Raw genomic sequence first — 18,087 nt, forward strand, 5'->3', positions numbered from 1 at the left:
TGTCCTTCACTTCTGGTGCTCCAGGACGGAGCGGGTGCTGGCAGCTGGGGCGAGGTCGATGCGACGCAGCAGCTGGGCGTTGAGCGCGACGATGACGGTGGAGATCGACATCAGGATCGCACCTACTGACATCGGCATGACGAAGCCGACGGGTGCGAGCACGCCAGCCGCGAGCGGCACAGAGAGCAAGTTGTACCCTGCAGCCCACCACAGGTTTTGCCTCATTTTACGGTATGCGGCACGGGAGAGCTGGATCACCGAGAGCACGCTACGCGGGTCGGAGCTGGCGAGGATGACACCTGCAGAGGCGATGGCGACGTCGGTGCCGGCCCCGATGGCGATGCCGACGTCGGCCTGGGCCAGGGCAGGGGCGTCGTTGACGCCGTCGCCGACCATGGCGACCTTCTTGCCCTCCTTCTGCAGCTGGTCGACCTTGGCGGATTTGTCCCCGGGGCGGACGCCGGCGAAGACCCGGTCGATGCCGAGCTCTCTTCCCACCTCGTTCGCCACGGCTTCCGCGTCGCCGGTGATCATGACGACCTCGACGCCGAGCTGATGGAGCGCATCGACGGCGTCGCGGGACTCTGGGCGAACCTCGTCGGCGAGCTTGAGACCGCCGATGACCTTGCCGTCGCGGAGGACGTGCAGGATGATCGCACCCTCTGCCCGCCATTCGTCGGCGACACCGATCTCGTCCTGGCCGGTCTCCTCGAGCAGACGGGGTCCGCCGACGCGGATCTCATGGTCGGCCACCGTCGCGGTGACGCCGACCGCCGGGGAGGAGGTGAACCCGCTGGCCGGTTCGACGGCGAGGCCCTTCTCCTTAGCGGCGGTGACGATGGACCGGGCGAGGGGGTGCTCACTGTCGGCCTCGGCGGAGGCGGCCAGGGCGAGGAGCTGTGCGGCATTCAGGCCGCCGGTCGGCTCCACCCCGGTGACGGTGGGCTCGCCCTTGGTCAGGGTGCCGGTCTTGTCGAAGAGCACCGCGTCGACCTGGCGCATGGACTCCAGGGCGAGGCGGTCCTTGATCAGGACGCCGCCGCGGGCGGCGCGCTCGGTGGCGATGGACACGACCAGAGGGATCGCCAGACCCAGCGCATGGGGGCAGGCGATGACGAGGACAGTGATGGTGCGAACGACCGCGTCGTCGGGGAGCCCGAAGAGCGTCCAGACGACGGCGGTGATCAGCGCAGCTCCGAGGGCGAACCAGAACAGCAGGGCCGCAGCCCGGTCGGCGATGCGCTGGGCACGGGAGGATGAGCCCTGCGCCTCGGCGACGAGCCTGTTGATGCCCGCCAGAGCCGTGTCGTCGCCGGTGGCGGTGATCTCTACGCGCAGGCCGGAGTCGGTGGCCACGGTGCCGGCGGTGACGTTCTCGCCCTCGCCGCGGGCGACGGGGTGTGATTCGCCGGTGATCATGGACTCGTCCATGTCGGCGCGGCCGTCGACGACGGTGCCGTCGGCGGGGACGCTGCCGCCAGGCCGGACGATGACGACGTCGCCGACGCGCAGCTCTGCCGGGTCGACCTTGACGACGTCGTCTCCCTCTATACGCTCAGCCTCGTCAGGGAGCAGCGCGGCGAGGGAGTCCAACGCCGAGGTGGTCTGGGCCAGTGAGCGCATCTCGATCCAGTGGCCCAGCAGCATGATGACGATCAGCAGCGCCAACTCCCACCAGAACTCGAGCTCGGGGTGGACGAGACCGACAGTGGCGGCCCAGGAGGCGAGGAACGCTACGGTGATGCCGAGCGCGATGAGCAGCATCATCCCCGGCTGGCGGCTTTTCAGCTCGCTGACAGCACCGGTGAGGAACGGGGTGCCGCCCCAGGCCTACATGACGGAGCCGAGGACTGCGGCGACCCAGCCCGCCCAGCTGGGGACCGAGTAGCCCAGGAGCATGGCGAACATGGGGGAGAACGCGACCACCGGGATGGCGATGATCAGGTTGATCCAGAACAGCCGCCGGAACTGGCCGACGTGGTCGCCGTGGCCCGCGTGACCACCGCCGTGATGACCGTGAGCCGCCCCCTTCATTCGGTCCGGACGTTCTGTGAGTCGCCGGTTTCCATTTGATGGGTGCACTGCCGAGCGTACTCGGCTGGGGTTAGGTAGCCGAGCGAGGAGTGCCGGCGGTGGTGGTTGTACTCGTCCTTCCAGTCGCCGATGATGACCTGTTCGTGCAGCAGCGAGTAGAAGCTGTTGATGTTGAGGCACTCGTCGCGGATCCGGCTGTTGAACGACTCGACGTACCCGTTGCGCCACGGCGAGCCCGGAGGGATGTAGGACAGGCCGGTGCGGGTGCCGGCCCAGTCGGCCATCGCCTCGCTGATGAACTCCGGCCCGTTGTCCGACCTGAGCACCGCCGGGGCGCCCCGGGCGGCGACGAGGTCCTCGAGGTGGGCGGTGAGTCGGTCGGCGGTAATCGAGCGCTCCACGAGCCCGCCGATGCACTCCCGGGTGTGTTCGTCGACGATCGAGCAGATCTTGATCGGTCGTCCGTGCTCGTCGGCGTCGAACTGGAAGTCCACCGCCCACACCACGTTCGGCGCGTCCGCCGTCGGCGCGTCGACGGTCGAGGACCCAACGCGCTTGCGTCGACGCCGCTGCGGGACCCGGAGCCCTTCGTCACGCCACAGGCGTTGGATCTTCTTGTGGTTCACCACCCACCCCTCGGCGCGGGCGTCGTGATACGCCCGCCGATACCCGTAGCGGGGATGGTCCTTCGCCCAGGCGCGCAGCCACTCCCTGAGCGCCCGATCCGGGTCCGCGACCGTGTCGCCCTTGAGCGGTCGCCGGTACGCGGAGCGGCTCAGCCCGACCAGACGGCACGCCATCCGTTCGCTCACCCGCAACTTGCGCTTGAGGTGATCGACGGCGGCGCGGCGCCTGTCCGGGCTTAGAAGTTTCCCTCAGCCAGCTCCTTGAGCGCGGCCTTCTCCAGCTCCGCTTCCGCGAGCAGACGCTTCAGGGTCGCGTTCTGCTTCTCCAGCTCCTTCAGGCGCTTTGCGTCGTCGGCCTTGAGGCCGCCGTACTGGTTCCGCCACCGGTAGTACGTCTGCTCGGACACCCCGAGCTCCCGGCACACCGCCGCGACGTCCTGACCATCGGCGAGCATCCTGTCGGCCTGCCCGAGCTTACGGACGACCTGCTCGGGGGTGTGACGCTTCCTGCTGTTCGTCATGATCTGACCAGTCTCCCTGCCCGCGACCGCGGGCAACAGGACGACTCTCATAACGACTGGACCTACGAAACGGGGTCAGCCCAACCGTGCCCGGCGTGGTCACCGTGTTCCATGGTGTGGTCTTCGTTCTCGGCGCGCGAGTCGTCACGGTGGCCGGACTCGGTGGTCGCGACGCCGGCGTGGTCATGGTGATGCGTGGTCGGGTCCGTCATGCTCTTCGCTTCCCCTCGTCATTCCCCGATCTTTCCTTCGATCGGGTCGTATTTCGCCGCGGACCTTCAGCGCGCCCGCGGCGATCGGCTCAGGAGGCCGGCTTGAGCTCGCTCTCGACGACCCACTTGTGGTTGGTCATCGTCATGCCGTCGGACTCGTAATCGACCATGTAGACGGTCTCCTCGGTGGAGGAGGCGATGGTCGCCTTCGCGCCCTTCATGCCTTCCATGTGTTCGGCCTCGAGAGTGACCTCGGTGCCGTCGGCCAGACGTTCATCTCCGGCGTCCTTGATCTCCTGCTGGACGACCCACTTGTGGTCCTTGACCGGCTCCCCGCCTGCGGACGGCGTGAAGTCCACCGCATAGGTGTACGTGTCGTACGCGCCGGCGATCGTCGCGTTCGCACCGTCCATGCCCTCCATGTGGTCGGCGGTGAGCGTGACCTCGGTGCCGACCGGGTATGTGGGCGACGCAGCCGTCTCGATGCCCTCGGGGGCGGGGCCGCCGTCCATCGGATGCTCCATCCCGCCGCTGTCAGAGCTGCTGCCGTGGCCCTCGTGCTGGCTGGTCGTCGAGGGGGTCCCTTGGTCCTGGTCGCCGCCGGTGCTGCAGCCGGTGAACACGAGCGCTCCTCCGAGCACTCCTGCGGCGACGGTGGTCATGAGGTGCTTGCGCATGAAGTCTCCTGTTCGTTCTGGTCCAGTCAACGCTATACCCCTCCCGGGTATCAAGTCGATGTCGATCGGCGGGCATGGAATCGCCCGGCCAAGATCCAATCGACCCGGGGTGGCAGCGCTGAGGCTGCGATGGAGAACATCGGCTCGGCGGCTCTGGTCGCAGATGGAATCGAGGCCCGAACGGACGGGCTCACCTCGCTCGCCGTCGTGACGGGATCGGCTGCGTCGTCTCGTGAACATCACCGTGGTGAGAAGACGATCCCAGTACCGCCGATCACCCAAGAGAAATTGGTCTTGTACGGTTGCATCGTCGGGCGTCCCATCGAGACAGGGATCCTGAGAGCCGACGGAAGCTGTGCAACTATCGCCAGGCAGAGCGAAGCATGTCTCAGTACGTGCTCCGTCAGATCGCCGCGAAGGCCTGATCCACGGGGCCCGCCCGCGCGGGCCGCCGCCCGCGTCCCGCCCGGGTGCGGAGCCGCGGAGTAGGCTGGTCGCACCATGGAACATCTGCCCCCCACGAGCCCCGGCGCCCCGCTGCTGCCGCAGATCGCCCGCCCGGCGGACCTGTCGGCCCTCACGGAGGACCAGTTGACCGCGCTGGCGGCGGAGATCCGCGCCTACCTGATCGCCCACGTCTCCAAGACGGGCGGCCACCTCGGACCGAACCTGGGCGTCGTCGAGCTGACGCTGGCCGTGCACCGCGTCTTCGAGTCGCCGAAGGACGCGGTCATCTTCGACACGGGTCACCAGTCGTACGTGCACAAGCTGCTCACCGGACGCCAGGACTTCACGACGCTCCGCCAGGAGGGCGGTCTGTCCGGCTACGGCGACCGCACGGAGTCCGAGCACGATGTGGTGGAGTCCTCGCACGCCTCCAGCTCGCTCTCCTGGGCGGACGGCATCGCGCGGGCCTGGGCGCAGACCGGGCAGGGGGACCGCACCGTGGTGGCCGTGATCGGCGACGGTGCGCTCACGGGGGGCATGGCCTGGGAGGCCGTCAACAACATCGCCGCCGGCCGGGACCGGCGCGTGGTGATCGTCGTCAACGACAACGGCCGCTCGTACGCGCCCACCGTGGGCGGCGTCGCCGAGCACCTGGGCGGACTGCGCCGCGGGGTGCTGGACAAGGTGCGCACCCACCACCGCTACGAGCAGACCCTCGACTACCTCAAGCACCGCCTCCAGGAGGCCGGCCTCGCGGGCGAGCTGGTGTACCGGCCGCTGCACGCGGCGAAGAAGGGTCTCAAGGACCTCTGGGCGCCGCAGGGCCTGTTCGAGGACCTGGGCATGAAGTACATCGGCCCGGTCGACGGCCACGACCTCACCGCCATGGAGGAGGCCCTCGAGGACGCGCGGGCGTACGGCGGGCCCGTGATCGTCCACGCGATGACCGAGAAGGGGCACGGCTACGCGCCGGCGGTCGCGCACGAGGCGGACCAGTTCCACGCGATCGGCGTGATCGACCCCTCCACGGGCGAGCCCATCACCTCGTCGACGGCCCAGTCCTGGACCTCCGTGTTCGGCGAGGAGATGGTCGCGATCGCGGATGAGCGGCCGGACGTCGTGGCCATCACCGCCGCCATGCAGAACCCCGTGGGCCTGGCCCCGATGGCGCTGGCCCATCCGGACCGGGTGTTCGACGTCGGCATCGCCGAGCAGCACGCGGTCACCTCGGCCGCCGGCATGGCCTTCGGTGGTCTGCACCCCGTGGTGGCCGTCTACGCGACCTTCCTCAACCGCGCGTACGACCAGGTGCTCATGGACGTGGGCCTGCACCGTGCAGGCGTGACGTTCGTGCTGGACCGCGCGGGCGTCACCGGGCCGGACGGCCCGAGCCACCACGGCATGTGGGACCTGGCCCTGCTGCAGTCGGTGCCGGGGCTGCGGATCTCCGCGCCCCGCGACGCGGACACGCTCCGGGAGGAGCTGCGCGAGGCCGTCGCCGTCGAGGACGCGCCCACCGTGGTGCGGTTCGCGAAGGGCTCGGTCGGCGAGTCGGTGCGCGCCCTGGAGCGGTTGTCGGACGGCACGGACGTGCTCGCCCGGCGGGGCGAGGCCGGCGGACGCGACGGCGCCGAGCGGGACGTGCTGATCGTGGCGGTGGGCGCGATGGCCGAGCTCGGCCTCGACGTCGCCGAACGGCTCGAGCGGCACGGCATCAGCGCCACGGTGATCGACCCGCGGTGGGTCCTGCCCGTGGCCCGGTCCGTGATCGACACGGCCGCCCGCCACCGGATCGTCGTGTGCCTCGAGGACGGGGTGCGGGCCGGCGGCGTCGGCTCGCGGATCCGGCAGGAGATGCGCGCGGCCGGCGTGGACACCGCCCTGAACGAGGTCGGCCTGCCGGTCGAGTTCCTCGCCCACGGCAGCCGCGAGCAGGTGCTGGCCCGCGTGGGCCTCACCGCGCAGCGCATCACCCAGGACACCGTCGCCCAGGTCCTCGGCGCCAAGGTCCCGTACGCCCGGCCCGTCCCCGAGGACGCGGCCGCCCCCCACCACCAGGAGCAGGCATGAGCATCGTCCGGCTGTACCGTGAGAGCGTCGGCGACGACGGCGCCCGCCTCTTTGAGTACCGCGAGGCATGGGCCGACGCGGAGGCCGGGGAGTTCGTGGTCCACCACGGCCGGGTCGGCCAGCCCGGCACCGTCGGGGAGCAGCCCCTGGCCGACCAGGCCGAGGGTGATCAGCTGCTGGCCGCGTTCGTGGCGCAGGGCGCGGAGGAGGGCTTCGCCGAGGCGGACCCCGCGACCTTCGCCGTGCTGCCGGTGGCCTACCGGCTCCGCGGCCGGGAGGCCACGGCGATCGAGCGGCGCACCGTCGAGCGGCTGCGCGTCGAGATGACCCACCAGCTGGCCTGGCGCGGTCTCGGCGAGGTCGAGGACGTCGTCGAGGAGGTCGGTGCCCTCGTGCTGCGCGTCCGGACCCCCCACGCCCGCAAGGCCGCCGCCGAGATCCCGGCGGCCGCCAAGCGCGCCGACGGCGTGCAGCCGAACAAGGTGGACGTCCGCACCGCAGAGCAGGAGGGCTGACCCGTGCGCCACACCCGTCTCGGCCGCTCCGGGCTGACCGTCTCCGTCGTCGGCTTGGGGTGCAACAACCTCGGCCGCCCCGGCACCGCCACGCTGGAGCAGGCCGGCACCGACGACGTCGTCCACGCCGCGCTCGACGCCGGCATCACCTTCTTCGACGTCGCCGACGTCTACGGCGCCGAGCCCGGCCTGTCCGAGGAGCGGCTCGGCCGCGCCCTGGGCGCCCGCCGCGACGAGGTGGTGATCGGCACCAAGTTCGGCATGGACATGGGCGGTGTCGCCGGCGACGACGGCGGCGCGCGGGGCTCCCGCCGGTACATCGTGCGCGCCGTCGAGGACTCCCTGCGCCGCCTCGGCACCGACTGGATCGACCTCTACCAGTTCCACACCCCGGACCCGGCCACGCCCATCGAGGAGACCCTCCGCGCGCTCGACGACCTCGTGCGCGCCGGCAAGGTCCGCTACGTGGGCCACTCGAACCGGGCCGGGTGGCAGATCGCCCAGGCCGAGTACGTGGCCCGCGAGCTGGGCGTGGAGCGCTTCGTGTCCGCGCAGAACCACTACAACCTGCTGGACCGCCGGGCCGAGCTCGAGGTGGTCCCGGCGGCGGCCGAGTTCGGGCTCGGCGTCCTGCCGTACTTCCCGCTGGCCAACGGGCTGCTCACGGGCAAGTACTCGCAGGGCGACGCCCCCGAGGGCTCGCGCCTGTCCCACGTGCGCCAGCACATGGTGGCCGACGCCGACCTGGAGCAGCTGGCCGCCTTCGGCCGGTTCGCCCGGGAGCGGGGGATCACCGAGGTCCAGGCCGCGATCGGGTGGCTGGCGGCGCAGGGACCGGTGTCCTCCGTGATCGCCGGCGCCACCCGTGCCGCGCAGGTCGTGGAGAACGCGGCGGCGGCCGACTGGCTCGCCACCGCGGAGGACCTGGCCGAGCTGGACGCCCTGTTCCCGGGCCCGGAGAAGGTCGCGCTCTTCTGATGGCCGGCGCGCTGACCGGCGCGGCCGCCGCGACCCCGCTCGTGCCGACGCCGGGGGAGGCCGCCCTGGGCTGGACCGTGTCCGTCGTGGCCGGTGCGCTGTGGGTGGCCGGCTTCGTCTCGCTGGGCCGCAGCCCCCTGGACGCCCGGGCGCGCCTGCCGTGGGTCGGCCTCATGCTGCTGCTGCCGGTGCTGGGGGCGCTCATCTGGTTCTGGTGGCGGCACCGCTACTACCCGGCGCGGCGGCGCGAGCAGCCGGCGTGGGACCCCAACGACCGCTCCGCCGTCGTGGTGCCCCCGCGCCGGCGCTACGGCGCGCCGGAGGAATGAGCCGGGCTCAGAGCTTGACGACGATGCGGTCGTCGACGACGGCCGCGTCGTAGTCCATGAGGGCCTGGCGGGCCGGGCCGCCGAACGGCTTGCCCGAGGTGACGTCGAAGTGCGAGCCGTGGCAGGGGCACGCGTAGGCCGGGCCCTCCTGCCGGTCCACGACCTGGAGCAGGCAGCCCTGGTGCGTGCACACGTTGGTGAAGGCGGTCACCGTGGTCTCGTCCACGCGGTGCATCATCAGGGTCCGGCCCTGCACCTGGACCTCGCGGGACGCGCCCACGGGCAGCTCGGCGGCGGGCAGCGCGTCGACGGCGTCGGAGCCGGTGTAGTGGTCCTGCGCGGTGTCCTTCTCGCGCAGCTGGTCCGTGCAGCCGGTCAGCGCGAGTGCGCCGGCGCCCGCGGCGGCGACGGCGGCGCCGCGGCCCAGGACGGTGCGGCGCGAGGTGTCCGGGCGGGCGTGGCCGCCGCAGCAGGCGGACCGGGAGGAGTTCGGGGTGAGGGGGGAGTCCTGCGTGGTCATCGACCCATTATCGCCCGCGGCGAGGGCGGATGCGACCGGGCCCCACGGGTGCGAGGATCGAGGGGACGGACCCCCGAGCCCCAGGAGCACCGCCGTGACCGACCCCGCCCCGCGCCCCACCGGCGCCGCCCGCTTCGACCTCACCCCCTTCGAGCGGTGGGAGGCCGTGACCCTCGACGACGTGCACGTCGGCTTCCTGCACCGGGTGCTGGAGGACGGCGTGCTGACCACCCGGACGGGCTTCGCCCCCACAACCGCCCAGCGCGCCGCCCGCGACGGTCTGCCGGAGCGCTACCTCGCCCAGACGCAGGTCGGCTTCACGCCCGACGGGGACGGCTGGGCATGGACGACCCACGAGGACTCCGCCGGAGCCCAGCGGGTGCGCATCGACCGTGAGCGGGCCGGCATCGACGCCGCGGTGCTGCCCTCGTACGCGGAGTACCTCCTCCTCGCGCGGGTGGCCGCCGAGGGCCCGCTCGCCGTGGACCGGCTCGAGGAGGCCTCGCCCCTGCAGGGCGGGCTGCGCGTGCCCCGCGCCGAGCTGCGCCCGGCGGACGCGGGCGGGTCGGACGTGCGGGTGGCCGTCGTCGCGGACGGCGTGGAGCTGGGGGCGCACCTCGTGCGCGAGGGCGCCGTGGTCGCCTCCGACTGGGGCGGGGGCACCGCCTCGACCCCCGTGGCCGACCAGGCCGCGGCGACCGCCGGGCTCGACGCGCACGTGGTGACGTTCGCCGGGCTGCCGATCGCCTGAGCCGTGGGCCGGGCCGTCGCGGACGGCCCGGCCGGGGCCGGTCAGGCCTGCGCGGCCGGGTGGAAGCGCCGCCCGTTCACCCGCTCGGCGGCCCCGCAGTCGTCCAGGTACGGCGTGATGCCGCCCAGGTGCAGGGGCCAGTTGGCGCCGAGGATCATGCACAGGTCCACGTCCTCGGGGGCCGCGACGACGCGCTCGTCCAGGAGCAGGCCGATCTCCTCGGCCAGCGCGTCCTCGACCCGGCGCAGCAGCTCCTCGGAGGTCTGCGGGGTCGAGCCCTGCTCCAGCAGGGCCGCGGTCGCCTCCGGGATCTGCTCGCCGGTCGCGCCGGCGGCCTCCTCGTCGCGCCGGTCCGGGCGGACGTCCTTGGCCCAGATCGCGGTCTTGCCGGCGTCGATCAGGCGCTGCAGGTTCGCCGAGACCGGGAAGCGCTCCGCGCCGAAGGACGCGGAGAGGGACTCGGACACGTGCTGGGCCACGGGGATGCCGACCATGGCCAGGAGGGTGAACGGCGTCATCGGCAGGGCCAGCGGGTCCAGCGCGTGGTCGGCCTCGTGCGCGTCGGTGCCCTCGTCGAAGGAGTTCTGCACCTCGCCCATCATGCGCAGCAGGACGCGGTTGACCACGAACGCGGTGGCGTCGTGGACGAGCACGCCGGTCTTGCGGAGCCGGCGGGTCAGTTCGAACGCGGTGGCCACGACCTCGTCCGTCGTCGCCTCGGTCCGCACGATCTCCACGAGCGGCATGACCGCCACCGGGTTGAAGAAGTGGAAGCCCACGAGGCGCTCGGGACGCTCGAGGACCTCGGCCATGGCGGCCACGGACAGGCTCGAGGTGTTGGTCATCAGGATGGCGTCCTCACGCACGACGCCCTCGAGCTCGCGGAAGACGGTGCGCTTGACCTCGAGCTCCTCGAAGACGGCCTCGATGACGATGTCGGCGTCCGCATACACGGCTTTGTCCGTGTCCGCGGTGATCAACCCGGCCAGGGCCTGGCCGTCCTCGGCGGAGAGCCGTCCACGGGAGACCATCTTCTCGACCTGCGCGCGCACGCCCGCCAGGCCGCGCTCGACACGCTCGGCGTCGACGTCCGTCATCACGACGGGCACCCGCAGGTGCCGGGCGAAGACGAGGGCGAGCTGGCCGGCCATCAGGCCCGCACCGACGATGCCGACCTTCCGGACCTCGCGGGCGAGCTCGCGGCCCGGGTCGCCGGCGGGGCGCTTGGCGCGGCCCTGGACGAGGCCGAGGAACGCGTACACGGTGCGGCGGAACTCGGGGGAGTGCAGCAGCGTCCCGAGGGCGTCCGCCTCGGCCTGGGCGGACTCGGCGCGGGTGCGCGTGCGGGCCCCGGTGAACAGGGCCTCCAGGTGACGGCGCGCCGGCAGGTGGCGACCGGGACGGGCGGCCTGCAGCCGCTCCAGCGCCGCCAGGGCGCGGTCCCAGGCGGCGTCGGACACGTCGCGGTCGCGGTGGGCGGCCAGTTCGGCCGCCACGGACTCGTCCCCGGTGACCAGGGCGGCGGCGAGCTCGAGGCCGGCGTCGAGGAGGTCCCCCTCGACGATCCGGTCCATGAGCCCCAGCCCGTGCGCCGCGCGGGCGTCGAGCATGCGGTTGTCGTCGAGGGGGTTCTTCAGCACGACGTCGACGGCGGCCTCCGGGCCGATCAGATGGGGCACGCGCCACACGCCGGACCAGCCGGGGATCAGGCCGAGCCGGACCTCGGGCAGGCCGAAGCCCTTCGCATCGGCGGCCACCACGCGGTGTCCGGCGGCCAGGGCCAGCTCGAGGCCGCCGCCGAGGGCGAGGCCGTTCACGAGCGCGACCGTGGGGATCTCGAGGGCCGCGAGCCGGTCGTAGACGGCGTGGCCGAGCAGGGCCAGGTCGCGGCCGACGTCGTCGGTGAGGCCCGCGATCAGGGACAGGTCCGCCCCGGCCGCGAAGGTCCCCTCCACACCGGTCACGGCCAGGGCCTGGATCGCGCCCGCGGCGGCCCGGGCGGCCTGCTCGTCGAGCACCCGGCCGAGGCCGAGGAGCGTGGCCGGGCCCAGGGTCGCGGGCCGGCGGGGTCCCTGCCCGTTGTCCAGCGTGAGCAGCGCGAGCGTGCCCGCACCCTCGGGCAGGGCGTGGTCGGTCACGGTGACGGTGGTGACGACCTCATCCGGGGCCAGGGCGGGCAGGTGGTCGAAGGAAGCAAGAGAAACGGATGTCATGCGGGTCACACTACCGGCGAGTAGCCTCCGCGTCGACGCGACGCGACGGACCGATCCGGCCGGCCGCGTCGGGGGCTCAGGCGCCGGCGGGATCGGGGTCGAGGAGCGCGACCGTGACGATCGCGCCGACGTTCTCCACCTGCCACGGGCGCGCGCCCCGCTCCGTCAGGAACGCGTCGACGGTCTCGGGGGTGATCGGGGCGGGCGGGGTCCAGCAGATCCGCCGAAGGGTGTCCGGGGTGAGGAGGTTCTCGGTGGGCATCCCCAGCTGCTCGGCCCGTCGGGCGACGCGGGCCTTGGCCGTGCGCAGGCGGCGGTCCGCCACCGGGTCCCGGTCCTTCCAGGCCCGGGGTGGGGGCGGGCCGTCCCTGGTGCGGATCTGCGCCGCGGGGGCGTCGCCCCGCTCGGCGTCCTCGACGCCGGCCCGGATCGCGGCGATCCAGCGCGGGGCCTCGCGGCTCGCGGCGCGGCCGTGGAAGCCGGAGGTCTGGCGCAGGGCGGGGACGGTGCGCGGCTGGGCGGCCGCGGCGGCGACGATCGACCGGTCCGGGATGAGCCGGCCGGGGGCGACGTCGCGGTGGCGGGCGAGGTCCTCGCGGGCCTCCCACAGGCGCTTGAGGACCGCGCGCTGCACGGGGCGGCGCAGCGTCTGGGAGCCCGAGGTGCCGCGCCAGGGGTCCTTCTTCGGCGTGGGCGGCGGGGCCGTGCGCACGTGCTCGAACTCCTGCTCGGCCCACGCGAGCTTGCCGTCGGCCTCGAGGCGCGCGATCAGGGCCTCGCGCAGCGGGACGAGCAGCTCGACGTCGAGCGCCGCGTAGGTGAGCATCGCCTCGGGCAGCGGACGCACCGACCAGTCGGCGGCCGAATGCTCCTTGGCGAGGGTGACCCCCAGCAGCTCCTCCAGGACCGCGGCCAGGCCGACGCGCGGCAGGCCGGACACCCGGGCCGCGAGCTCGGTGTCGAACAGCCGATCGGGGCGCAGCCCCTGCTCGGCCAGGCAGGGCAGGTCCTGGCTGGCCGCGTGCAGGATCCACTCGACGCCCGCGAGGGCCTCCTGCAGCGGGGCCAGCCCGTCGAGGGCTTCGGGATCGACGAGCCAGATGCCGGCGCCCTCGCGCTTGAGCTGGACGAGCATGGCCCGCTGGCCATACCGGATCCCGGAGGCGCGCTCCGCGTCGACGGCGACGGGCCCGGTCCCCGCGGCGAGCGCCGCGGCGCAGGCCTCCAGGCCCGCGCGGGTGTCGGTGAGCCGGGGGACTCCACCGGCCGGTGTGGCGATCAGCCGCGGGGGCGCGTCCGGGGCGGCCGTCTCGGGGGCGTCGGTCATGCTGCTCCTGTTCGGGGAGGTCGGGGCGGGGACGGGCCGGGGCCCGGTGTGTCGGAGGCGCGGGCGCGCGGTCAGGGGCCGGCCGTGTGGACGTCCGCGGCGTGCTCGGGCGGCAGACCGGCGAACGCGCAGATCATGTCCGACCACGCCTCGAGATGCGAGCCGAGGTCCCGCGGGGCCGGGGTCCACGAGGCGCGCAGCTCGATGTCGGTGGTGTCCGGGGCCGCACTGAGCGTCCCGAAGCCCTCCGCGATGCTGCGCGTCGCGGTGCCGCCGGCGTGGGAGTGCTCGGCGTGGCGGCGCTCGAGCGCCTCCACGAGCCACGTCCACGCGACGGCGCCGGCCAGCTGGTCCAGTGCGACGTCCGGTTCCAGGCTCGCACGGATCCATGTCACCGCCCGGAAGCCTCCCGGCCACCGGGCGTCCGGGGCCGGGTCGTGCAGGAGGACGAACCGCCCCGTGGCCAGCACGCCGCCGGTCGCGCCCGGCCCGTCGCACACGTCGGCGGCGAGGGCGACGGCGAAGGGCGCCTGCCCCTCGGGTGCCGGGATCTCCCGCAGCCGCACCTCGGTCCGTGGCCGCGCATCGCGCAGGTCCGCCAGGGCACGCCGGAACACCCCCGGCGGCACGGGCGCCTCGACCGCCCCGGGGGCGGCGGAGAGGCGACGGGGCCCGATCACGCTCATGCCCGTCAGCCTAGGCTGCGGGGCCCAGCGGGCCGCGGGGGCGCGCCGTGGACGCCACGGCGCTCCCGCACCGGATCAGCGCGCCCCGTCCGGGGCCGCCGCGTCGTCGGCGGGGGCCAGGCGCAGCGAGATCGAGTTGATGCAGTAGCGCAGGTCCGTGGGGGTGTCATAGCCCTCGCCCGCGAAGACGTGACCCATGTGGGAGCCGCACGCCGCGCACCGCACCTCGATCCGCTCCATGCCCAGGGTGGTGTCCTTCAGGTACTCCACCCGGTCCTCCGCGAGCGGTGCGAAGAACGAGGGCCAGCCGCAGTGCGCGTCGAACTTCTCGTCCGAGCGGAACAGCTCGGATCCGCACGCCCGGCACGCGTACACGCCCTTCACGTGCGAGTCCCAGTACTCGCCCGTGAAGGGCCGTTCCGTGCCGGCCCGGCGCAGCACCTGGAACTCCTCGGGCGTGAGCCGTCGGGCCCACTCCTCGTCCGTCAGGCGGGCGCCGCCCGGGGCGGCCAGGGTCTGCTCGGGAGCGGGGACGTCCCGCGCGGGGTCGGGGGTGGGGCCGTCATGGGGGGTGTGGGGAGTCTCGGTCATGCCCGGTGCAACGGTCCGGAGCGCCGTCGTGTTCCCGACCGGCGTCGCATTGGCGGGCGCGCCCGCCCGTGGAGGACAATGGCGCGCATGGCCGCACGACCCCGCCGTCCCCGTCCCCACCCCGCCGACCTGCCGCCCGCCCTGGCCGCCGCCGTCACCGTGGCAGCCCGGCGGGCCGGGGGTCGCGACTCCCGCGTCCGCCGAGCGGGCCGCCTGGTCCGCCGCGGAGTCACCGGATCGGTGCGCGGCGGCGTGGCCGTGGCCTCCCCGGTGGCCCGCTGGGCCCCGCCCGTGCTCAGCGTCGCCGCGGCCTCCGCCTTCGTGCTGGCCGGGGCGAGCTCGGCGCTCGCAGGCGTGTTCGCCCGCACCGTGGTGACCCCCGTGCGCCGCCACGCCGAGTCCACGCCGATCCTCGCCGTCGTCGACACGCCCGCCGGGCAGGACGTGATCCTGCAGGCCGACGAGTACACCACCGTGCCCGGCCAGTACTCCCTCACGTTCGACGACGGCGCCGGATGCGCCCGCATCGGGGAGATCACCTCCTTCGACCCCCGGGACGGCACGGTGCAGCGCGCGGTCGAGGAGGTCTTCTCCGGCGATCTGACGACGGCGACCCGGGGCCGGTTCACCGGCTTCGTCTACCCGACCCCCGCCGACGCCGGGCTCGACGCCGAGGACGTGCAGGTGCCGGTGCCCGGCGGCCACGCCCGCGCATGGCGCATCGAGCCGGACCCCAGCGAGGACGGCGAACCCCGTCCCGCGGAGGGGCTGTGGGCGGTGATGGTCCACGGCCGCGGCGCGCGCCGCAACGAGGGCATCCGCGCCGTGCCGACCGCCCGCCGCCTGGGCATGACGTCGCTGCTGATCTCCTACCGCAACGACGGCGACGCCCCGGACGCCGCCGACGCCCGCTACGGGCTCGGCACCACCGAATGGGAGGACGTCGAGGCGGCCATCCGCTACGCCCTCGACCACGGCGCCCGGGACGTCGTCCTCTTCGGCTGGTCCATGGGCGGGGCCGTGGTGCTGCAGACCGTGGACCGCTCCCCGCTGGCCCCGCACGTGCGCGGCGTGGTCCTGACGGGCCCCGTCATCGACTGGGTGGACGTGCTGCGCCACCAGGCCCGGCTCAACCGGATCCCCGAAGCCGTGGGCCTGCTCGGCCAGTGGCTGCTGGCCAACCGGGCCGGCCGGTTCATCACGGGCCTGGCCGCCCCCGTGGACCTCAAGGCCCTGGACTGGGTGACCCGCGCCGACCACGTGCGTGTGCCCACGCTGATCCTGCACTCCGAGGACGACGAGTACGTGCCCGTCGGCCCCTCGCAGGACCTGGCCGAGCGCAACCCGGACCTCGTGCGGTTCGTCCGCTTCCACCAGGCCCGCCACACCCGCGAGCAGAACGTGGACCCGCGCAAGTGGGACACCACCGTGCGCGGCTGGCTGCGCGCCGTGCTCAGCGCCCCCCGCCCCGGCGGCCGGGGGCGCTGACCGCGCTCAGGCCGCGGCGTCCGCCAGCCCCCGACGGCGCAGCAGCGGCTCGAGCTCGGCGTCCCGGCCACGGAACGCGCGGTAGGACTCCAGCAGGTCACGCGTATCGCCCCGCGAGAGCAGCTCGTCCGCGAACCGGCGGCCGTTCTCCCGCGTCATCCCGCCGTGCTCGCGGAACCACTCCACGGCGTCCGCGTCCAGCACCTCGGCCCACACGTAGGAGTAGTACCCGGCCGCGTAGCCGCCGCCGAAGATGTGCTTGAAGTAGCCGGTGCCGTAGCGCGGAGGCACCAGGTCCGGGTCGATGCCCGCCTCGGTCAGCACCCGGCGCTCGAACGCGGCCGGGTCGGCCGTGGCGGCGTCCACCGTCTCCTCCGTCAGCGAGTGCCAGGCCCAGTCCACGAGCGCCGCGCCCAAATACTCGACCGTGCGGTGCCCCTCGCCCCACAGGTCCGCCGCCTCGAGCCGCTCCAGCGTCCCCGCCGGCAGCGGCTCGCCCGACTCCACGTGCCGCGCGTACGCGGCCAGCAGGGACGGCTCGCGCAGCCACACCTCGTTGACCTGCGACGGGAACTCGACGACGTCGCGCGGCACGTTCGTCCCGGTGAGCGAGGCGTACTCGCCCCGGGCCAGCAGCCCGTGCAGGGCGTGGCCGAACTCGTGGAACAGCGTCGTGGCCTCATCCAGCGTCAGCAGGGCCGGACGCCCCGCCGCCGGGGCCGGCACATTCATCGTGGTGAACACCACCGGGCGCTCGCCCAGGGCGTCCGCCATGTCCCGCACCGTGTGCATCCAGGCACCGCCCGACTTGGTCGGCCGCGCGAACAGGTCCGCGACGAACAGACCCACCCCGGCACCGTCCTCACCCGTCACCTCGAACACCCGGATCCCGGGGCGGTACAGGTGCCGCGCCAGCTCCGGGCGCTCGGCGAACGTGAGCCCGTACAGCGCCGTCGCCGCCGCGAACACGCCCTCGGTCAGCACCCGGTCCAGCTCGAAGTACGGGCGCAGGGCGTCCGCGTCCACCGCGAACTCCTCCCGCGCGTACGCCGCGGACAGCGCCGGCCAGTCCCATGGGGCCACCTCGGCGTCCGTCCGGCCCGCGTGCGCCGCCGCCGTCGCCGCGTCCGCCCGCGCGTTGGCCATCGCCCGCGGCGCCATCGCGGCCAGCAGCTCCTCCACGGCCGCCGTCGACGGCGCCGCCCGGTCCTTCAGCGCCTGCTCGGCCCAGCTCTGCGCCCCCAGCAGCCGCGCCTTGCGCAGCCGCAGCCGCACCATCGCCATCGCCGTCGTCAGCGTCTCGTGCTCCCCGGACCCGCCCCGGCCCGTCGACGCCTCGAACACCTCGCGCCGCATCCCCTCGTCCTGCAGGGACGCCAGCCACGGCTGCGACGTGAACAGGGACAGCGTCAGCAGCCACGGGCCCGCCGCCGCGTCCCCGTCCCCGTGCCCCGCCTCGGCGGCCGCCCCCGCCGCCGCGGCCAGGTCGTCCTCGCTCAGACCGGCCAGGCGCTCGCGGTCCGTGACGAGCACGGCGCGGGCGGCGGTGTCCGCGACGAGGCGGCGCGTGTAGGCGGCCGAGAGGGACGCCAGCTCCGTGTTGATCCCGCGCAGCTCCTCGCGCGCGGCCTCGTCCAGGTCCGCCCCCGCCAGGGAGAGGCGCAGGCGCAGCGTCTCCAGCAGGCGGGCGTCCTCGCCCGTGAGGCCGCCGTCGTCGATCGAAGCGGCGCGCGCCGCCAGCCGCGGGTCCAGCAGGATCGCGTCCTCGTGGGCCGCGAGCTCGGGGGAGAGCTCCTCGGCCAGGGCCTGCCGCGCATCCGTGCCGTCCGAGCCGACGAGCGTGAAGAACATCGCGGCGGAGCGGCGCAGCAGCTGGCCGGACAGCTCGAGCGCACGGACGGTGTTCTCGAAGGTCGGCGCCGTGGCCGCCCCGAGGATCTGGTCGACCTCGGCGCGCTGGGCCGCCATCCCCGCGCGCACGGCCTCGGCCAGCTGCGCGTCGGAGACGGCGGAGAAGTCGGGCAGCCCGTAGGGCAGGTCGGAGGGGGTCGCCAGCGGGTGGTCGGCGGGCAGGACGGAGGGCGCGGAGGTGTGGGTCATGG

14 protein-coding genes and 1 pseudogene are annotated in these 18,087 nt (G+C 73.8%); 6 read left to right on the forward strand and 9 right to left on the reverse strand.

What is annotated here, in order from left to right:
* Positions 1-6: 6 nt before the first annotated feature.
* The 3 genes and pseudogenes from OVA32_RS06670 to OVA32_RS06680 all read right to left on the reverse strand — a co-directional run bounded on the left by OVA32_RS06670 (position 7) and on the right by OVA32_RS06680 (position 4,070).
* A pseudogene (locus OVA32_RS06670) lies at positions 7-2,034 on the reverse strand (heavy metal translocating P-type ATPase).
* Positions 2,031-3,181, reverse strand: a protein-coding gene (locus tag OVA32_RS06675; RefSeq protein ID WP_095695754.1) for an IS3 family transposase whose coding sequence is annotated in 2 segments (ribosomal slippage) — positions 2,031-2,911 and positions 2,911-3,181 — 1,152 coding nt in all. Because the reading frame shifts where the segments join, the coding sequence is not laid out codon by codon here. The pseudogene OVA32_RS06670 and the gene OVA32_RS06675 overlap by 4 nt, the downstream one beginning before the upstream one ends.
* A 301-nt stretch (positions 3,182-3,482) precedes the next feature.
* Positions 3,483-4,070 (reverse strand): YdhK family protein, encoded by a 588-nt coding sequence (locus OVA32_RS06680; RefSeq protein WP_041103644.1) that lies wholly within the window; start codon positions 4,068-4,070, stop codon positions 3,483-3,485.
* Positions 4,071-4,571: 501 nt separating this feature from the next.
* Here OVA32_RS06680 and dxs point away from each other — a divergent pair.
* The 4 genes from dxs to OVA32_RS06700 are packed head-to-tail and all read left to right on the forward strand — an operon-like array spanning position 4,572 to position 8,409.
* On the forward strand, positions 4,572-6,587 hold the full coding sequence (dxs, locus tag OVA32_RS06685; protein WP_052520056.1) for a 1-deoxy-D-xylulose-5-phosphate synthase: 2,016 nt from the start codon (positions 4,572-4,574) through the stop codon (positions 6,585-6,587).
* Positions 6,584-7,102 (forward strand): hypothetical protein, encoded by a 519-nt coding sequence (locus OVA32_RS06690; RefSeq protein ID WP_041103646.1) that lies wholly within the window; start codon positions 6,584-6,586, stop codon positions 7,100-7,102. Before dxs ends, OVA32_RS06690 begins: the two co-directional genes overlap by 4 nt.
* A 3-nt stretch (positions 7,103-7,105) precedes the next feature.
* On the forward strand, positions 7,106-8,080 hold the full coding sequence (locus tag OVA32_RS06695) for an aldo/keto reductase (RefSeq protein WP_041103647.1): 975 nt from the start codon (positions 7,106-7,108) through the stop codon (positions 8,078-8,080).
* Entirely contained in the window at positions 8,080-8,409 is a 330-nt protein-coding gene (locus OVA32_RS06700; RefSeq protein WP_020627854.1) for a PLD nuclease N-terminal domain-containing protein, read from the forward strand. Before OVA32_RS06695 ends, OVA32_RS06700 begins: the two co-directional genes overlap by 1 nt.
* Positions 8,410-8,416: 7 nt before the next feature.
* Here OVA32_RS06700 and OVA32_RS06705 read toward each other — a convergent pair whose 3' ends face one another.
* Entirely contained in the window at positions 8,417-8,929 is a 513-nt protein-coding gene (locus OVA32_RS06705; RefSeq protein WP_078025486.1) for a Rieske (2Fe-2S) protein, read from the reverse strand.
* Between the two features lie 94 nt (positions 8,930-9,023).
* On the opposite strand from OVA32_RS06705, the gene OVA32_RS06710 reads away from it, so the two are divergent.
* Positions 9,024-9,680 (forward strand): hypothetical protein, encoded by a 657-nt coding sequence (locus OVA32_RS06710; protein WP_078025485.1) that lies wholly within the window; start codon positions 9,024-9,026, stop codon positions 9,678-9,680.
* Positions 9,681-9,721: 41 nt separating this feature from the next.
* Here OVA32_RS06710 and OVA32_RS06715 read toward each other — a convergent pair whose 3' ends face one another.
* The 4 genes from OVA32_RS06715 to msrB all read right to left on the reverse strand — a co-directional run bounded on the left by OVA32_RS06715 (position 9,722) and on the right by msrB (position 14,497).
* A complete protein-coding gene (locus OVA32_RS06715; protein ID WP_267713747.1) occupies positions 9,722-11,893 on the reverse strand; it encodes a 3-hydroxyacyl-CoA dehydrogenase NAD-binding domain-containing protein in 2,172 nt (723 codons plus the stop codon).
* 76 nt (positions 11,894-11,969) lie between these two features.
* Complete coding sequence (locus tag OVA32_RS06720; RefSeq protein ID WP_101967650.1) at positions 11,970-13,220, reverse strand: ribonuclease D; 1,251 nt, start codon at positions 13,218-13,220, stop codon at positions 11,970-11,972.
* Between the two features lie 71 nt (positions 13,221-13,291).
* Positions 13,292-13,906, reverse strand: coding sequence for a DUF3000 domain-containing protein (locus tag OVA32_RS06725; protein WP_020627849.1), 615 nt, complete (start codon positions 13,904-13,906; stop codon positions 13,292-13,294).
* Positions 13,907-13,981: 75 nt separating this feature from the next.
* Positions 13,982-14,497 carry a peptide-methionine (R)-S-oxide reductase MsrB gene (gene msrB, locus OVA32_RS06730; RefSeq protein WP_020627848.1) on the reverse strand — a complete coding sequence of 172 codons (516 nt, stop codon included), beginning with the start codon at positions 14,495-14,497 and terminating at the stop codon, positions 13,982-13,984.
* An 87-nt stretch (positions 14,498-14,584) separates the two neighbouring features.
* Here msrB and OVA32_RS06735 point away from each other — a divergent pair, with 87 nt between their 5' ends.
* Positions 14,585-15,985: an alpha/beta hydrolase family protein gene (locus OVA32_RS06735; protein WP_020627847.1), complete on the forward strand. Its 1,401-nt coding sequence runs from the start codon at positions 14,585-14,587 to the stop codon at positions 15,983-15,985.
* Between the two features lie 6 nt (positions 15,986-15,991).
* Here OVA32_RS06735 and OVA32_RS06740 read toward each other — a convergent pair whose 3' ends face one another.
* Positions 15,992-18,085 (reverse strand): M3 family metallopeptidase, encoded by a 2,094-nt coding sequence (locus tag OVA32_RS06740; protein WP_036380983.1) that lies wholly within the window; start codon positions 18,083-18,085, stop codon positions 15,992-15,994.
* Positions 18,086-18,087 lie beyond the last annotated feature (2 nt).

The sequence above is a fragment of the Micrococcus sp. SL257 genome, from assembly GCF_026625585.1.
Classification (GTDB): Bacteria; Actinomycetota; Actinomycetes; order Actinomycetales; family Micrococcaceae; genus Micrococcus; species Micrococcus luteus.

Coding starts and splice junctions, on each gene's coding strand:
- OVA32_RS06735 (WP_020627847.1), top strand. CDS start 14,585: ATGGCCGCACGACCCCGCCGTCCCCGTCCCCACCCCGCCGACCTGCCG.
- OVA32_RS06720 (WP_101967650.1), bottom strand. CDS start 13,220: ATGACCGACGCCCCCGAGACGGCCGCCCCGGACGCGCCCCCGCGGCTG.
- OVA32_RS06740 (WP_036380983.1), bottom strand. CDS start 18,085: ATGACCCACACCTCCGCGCCCTCCGTCCTGCCCGCCGACCACCCGCTG.
- OVA32_RS06680 (WP_041103644.1), bottom strand. CDS start 4,070: ATGCGCAAGCACCTCATGACCACCGTCGCCGCAGGAGTGCTCGGAGGA.
- OVA32_RS06705 (WP_078025486.1), bottom strand. CDS start 8,929: ATGACCACGCAGGACTCCCCCCTCACCCCGAACTCCTCCCGGTCCGCC.
- OVA32_RS06725 (WP_020627849.1), bottom strand. CDS start 13,906: ATGAGCGTGATCGGGCCCCGTCGCCTCTCCGCCGCCCCCGGGGCGGTC.
- OVA32_RS06700 (WP_020627854.1), top strand. CDS start 8,080: ATGGCCGGCGCGCTGACCGGCGCGGCCGCCGCGACCCCGCTCGTGCCG.
- OVA32_RS06690 (WP_041103646.1), top strand. CDS start 6,584: ATGAGCATCGTCCGGCTGTACCGTGAGAGCGTCGGCGACGACGGCGCC.
- dxs (WP_052520056.1), top strand. CDS start 4,572: ATGGAACATCTGCCCCCCACGAGCCCCGGCGCCCCGCTGCTGCCGCAG.
- OVA32_RS06715 (WP_267713747.1), bottom strand. CDS start 11,893: ATGACATCCGTTTCTCTTGCTTCCTTCGACCACCTGCCCGCCCTGGCC.
- msrB (WP_020627848.1), bottom strand. CDS start 14,497: ATGACCGAGACTCCCCACACCCCCCATGACGGCCCCACCCCCGACCCC.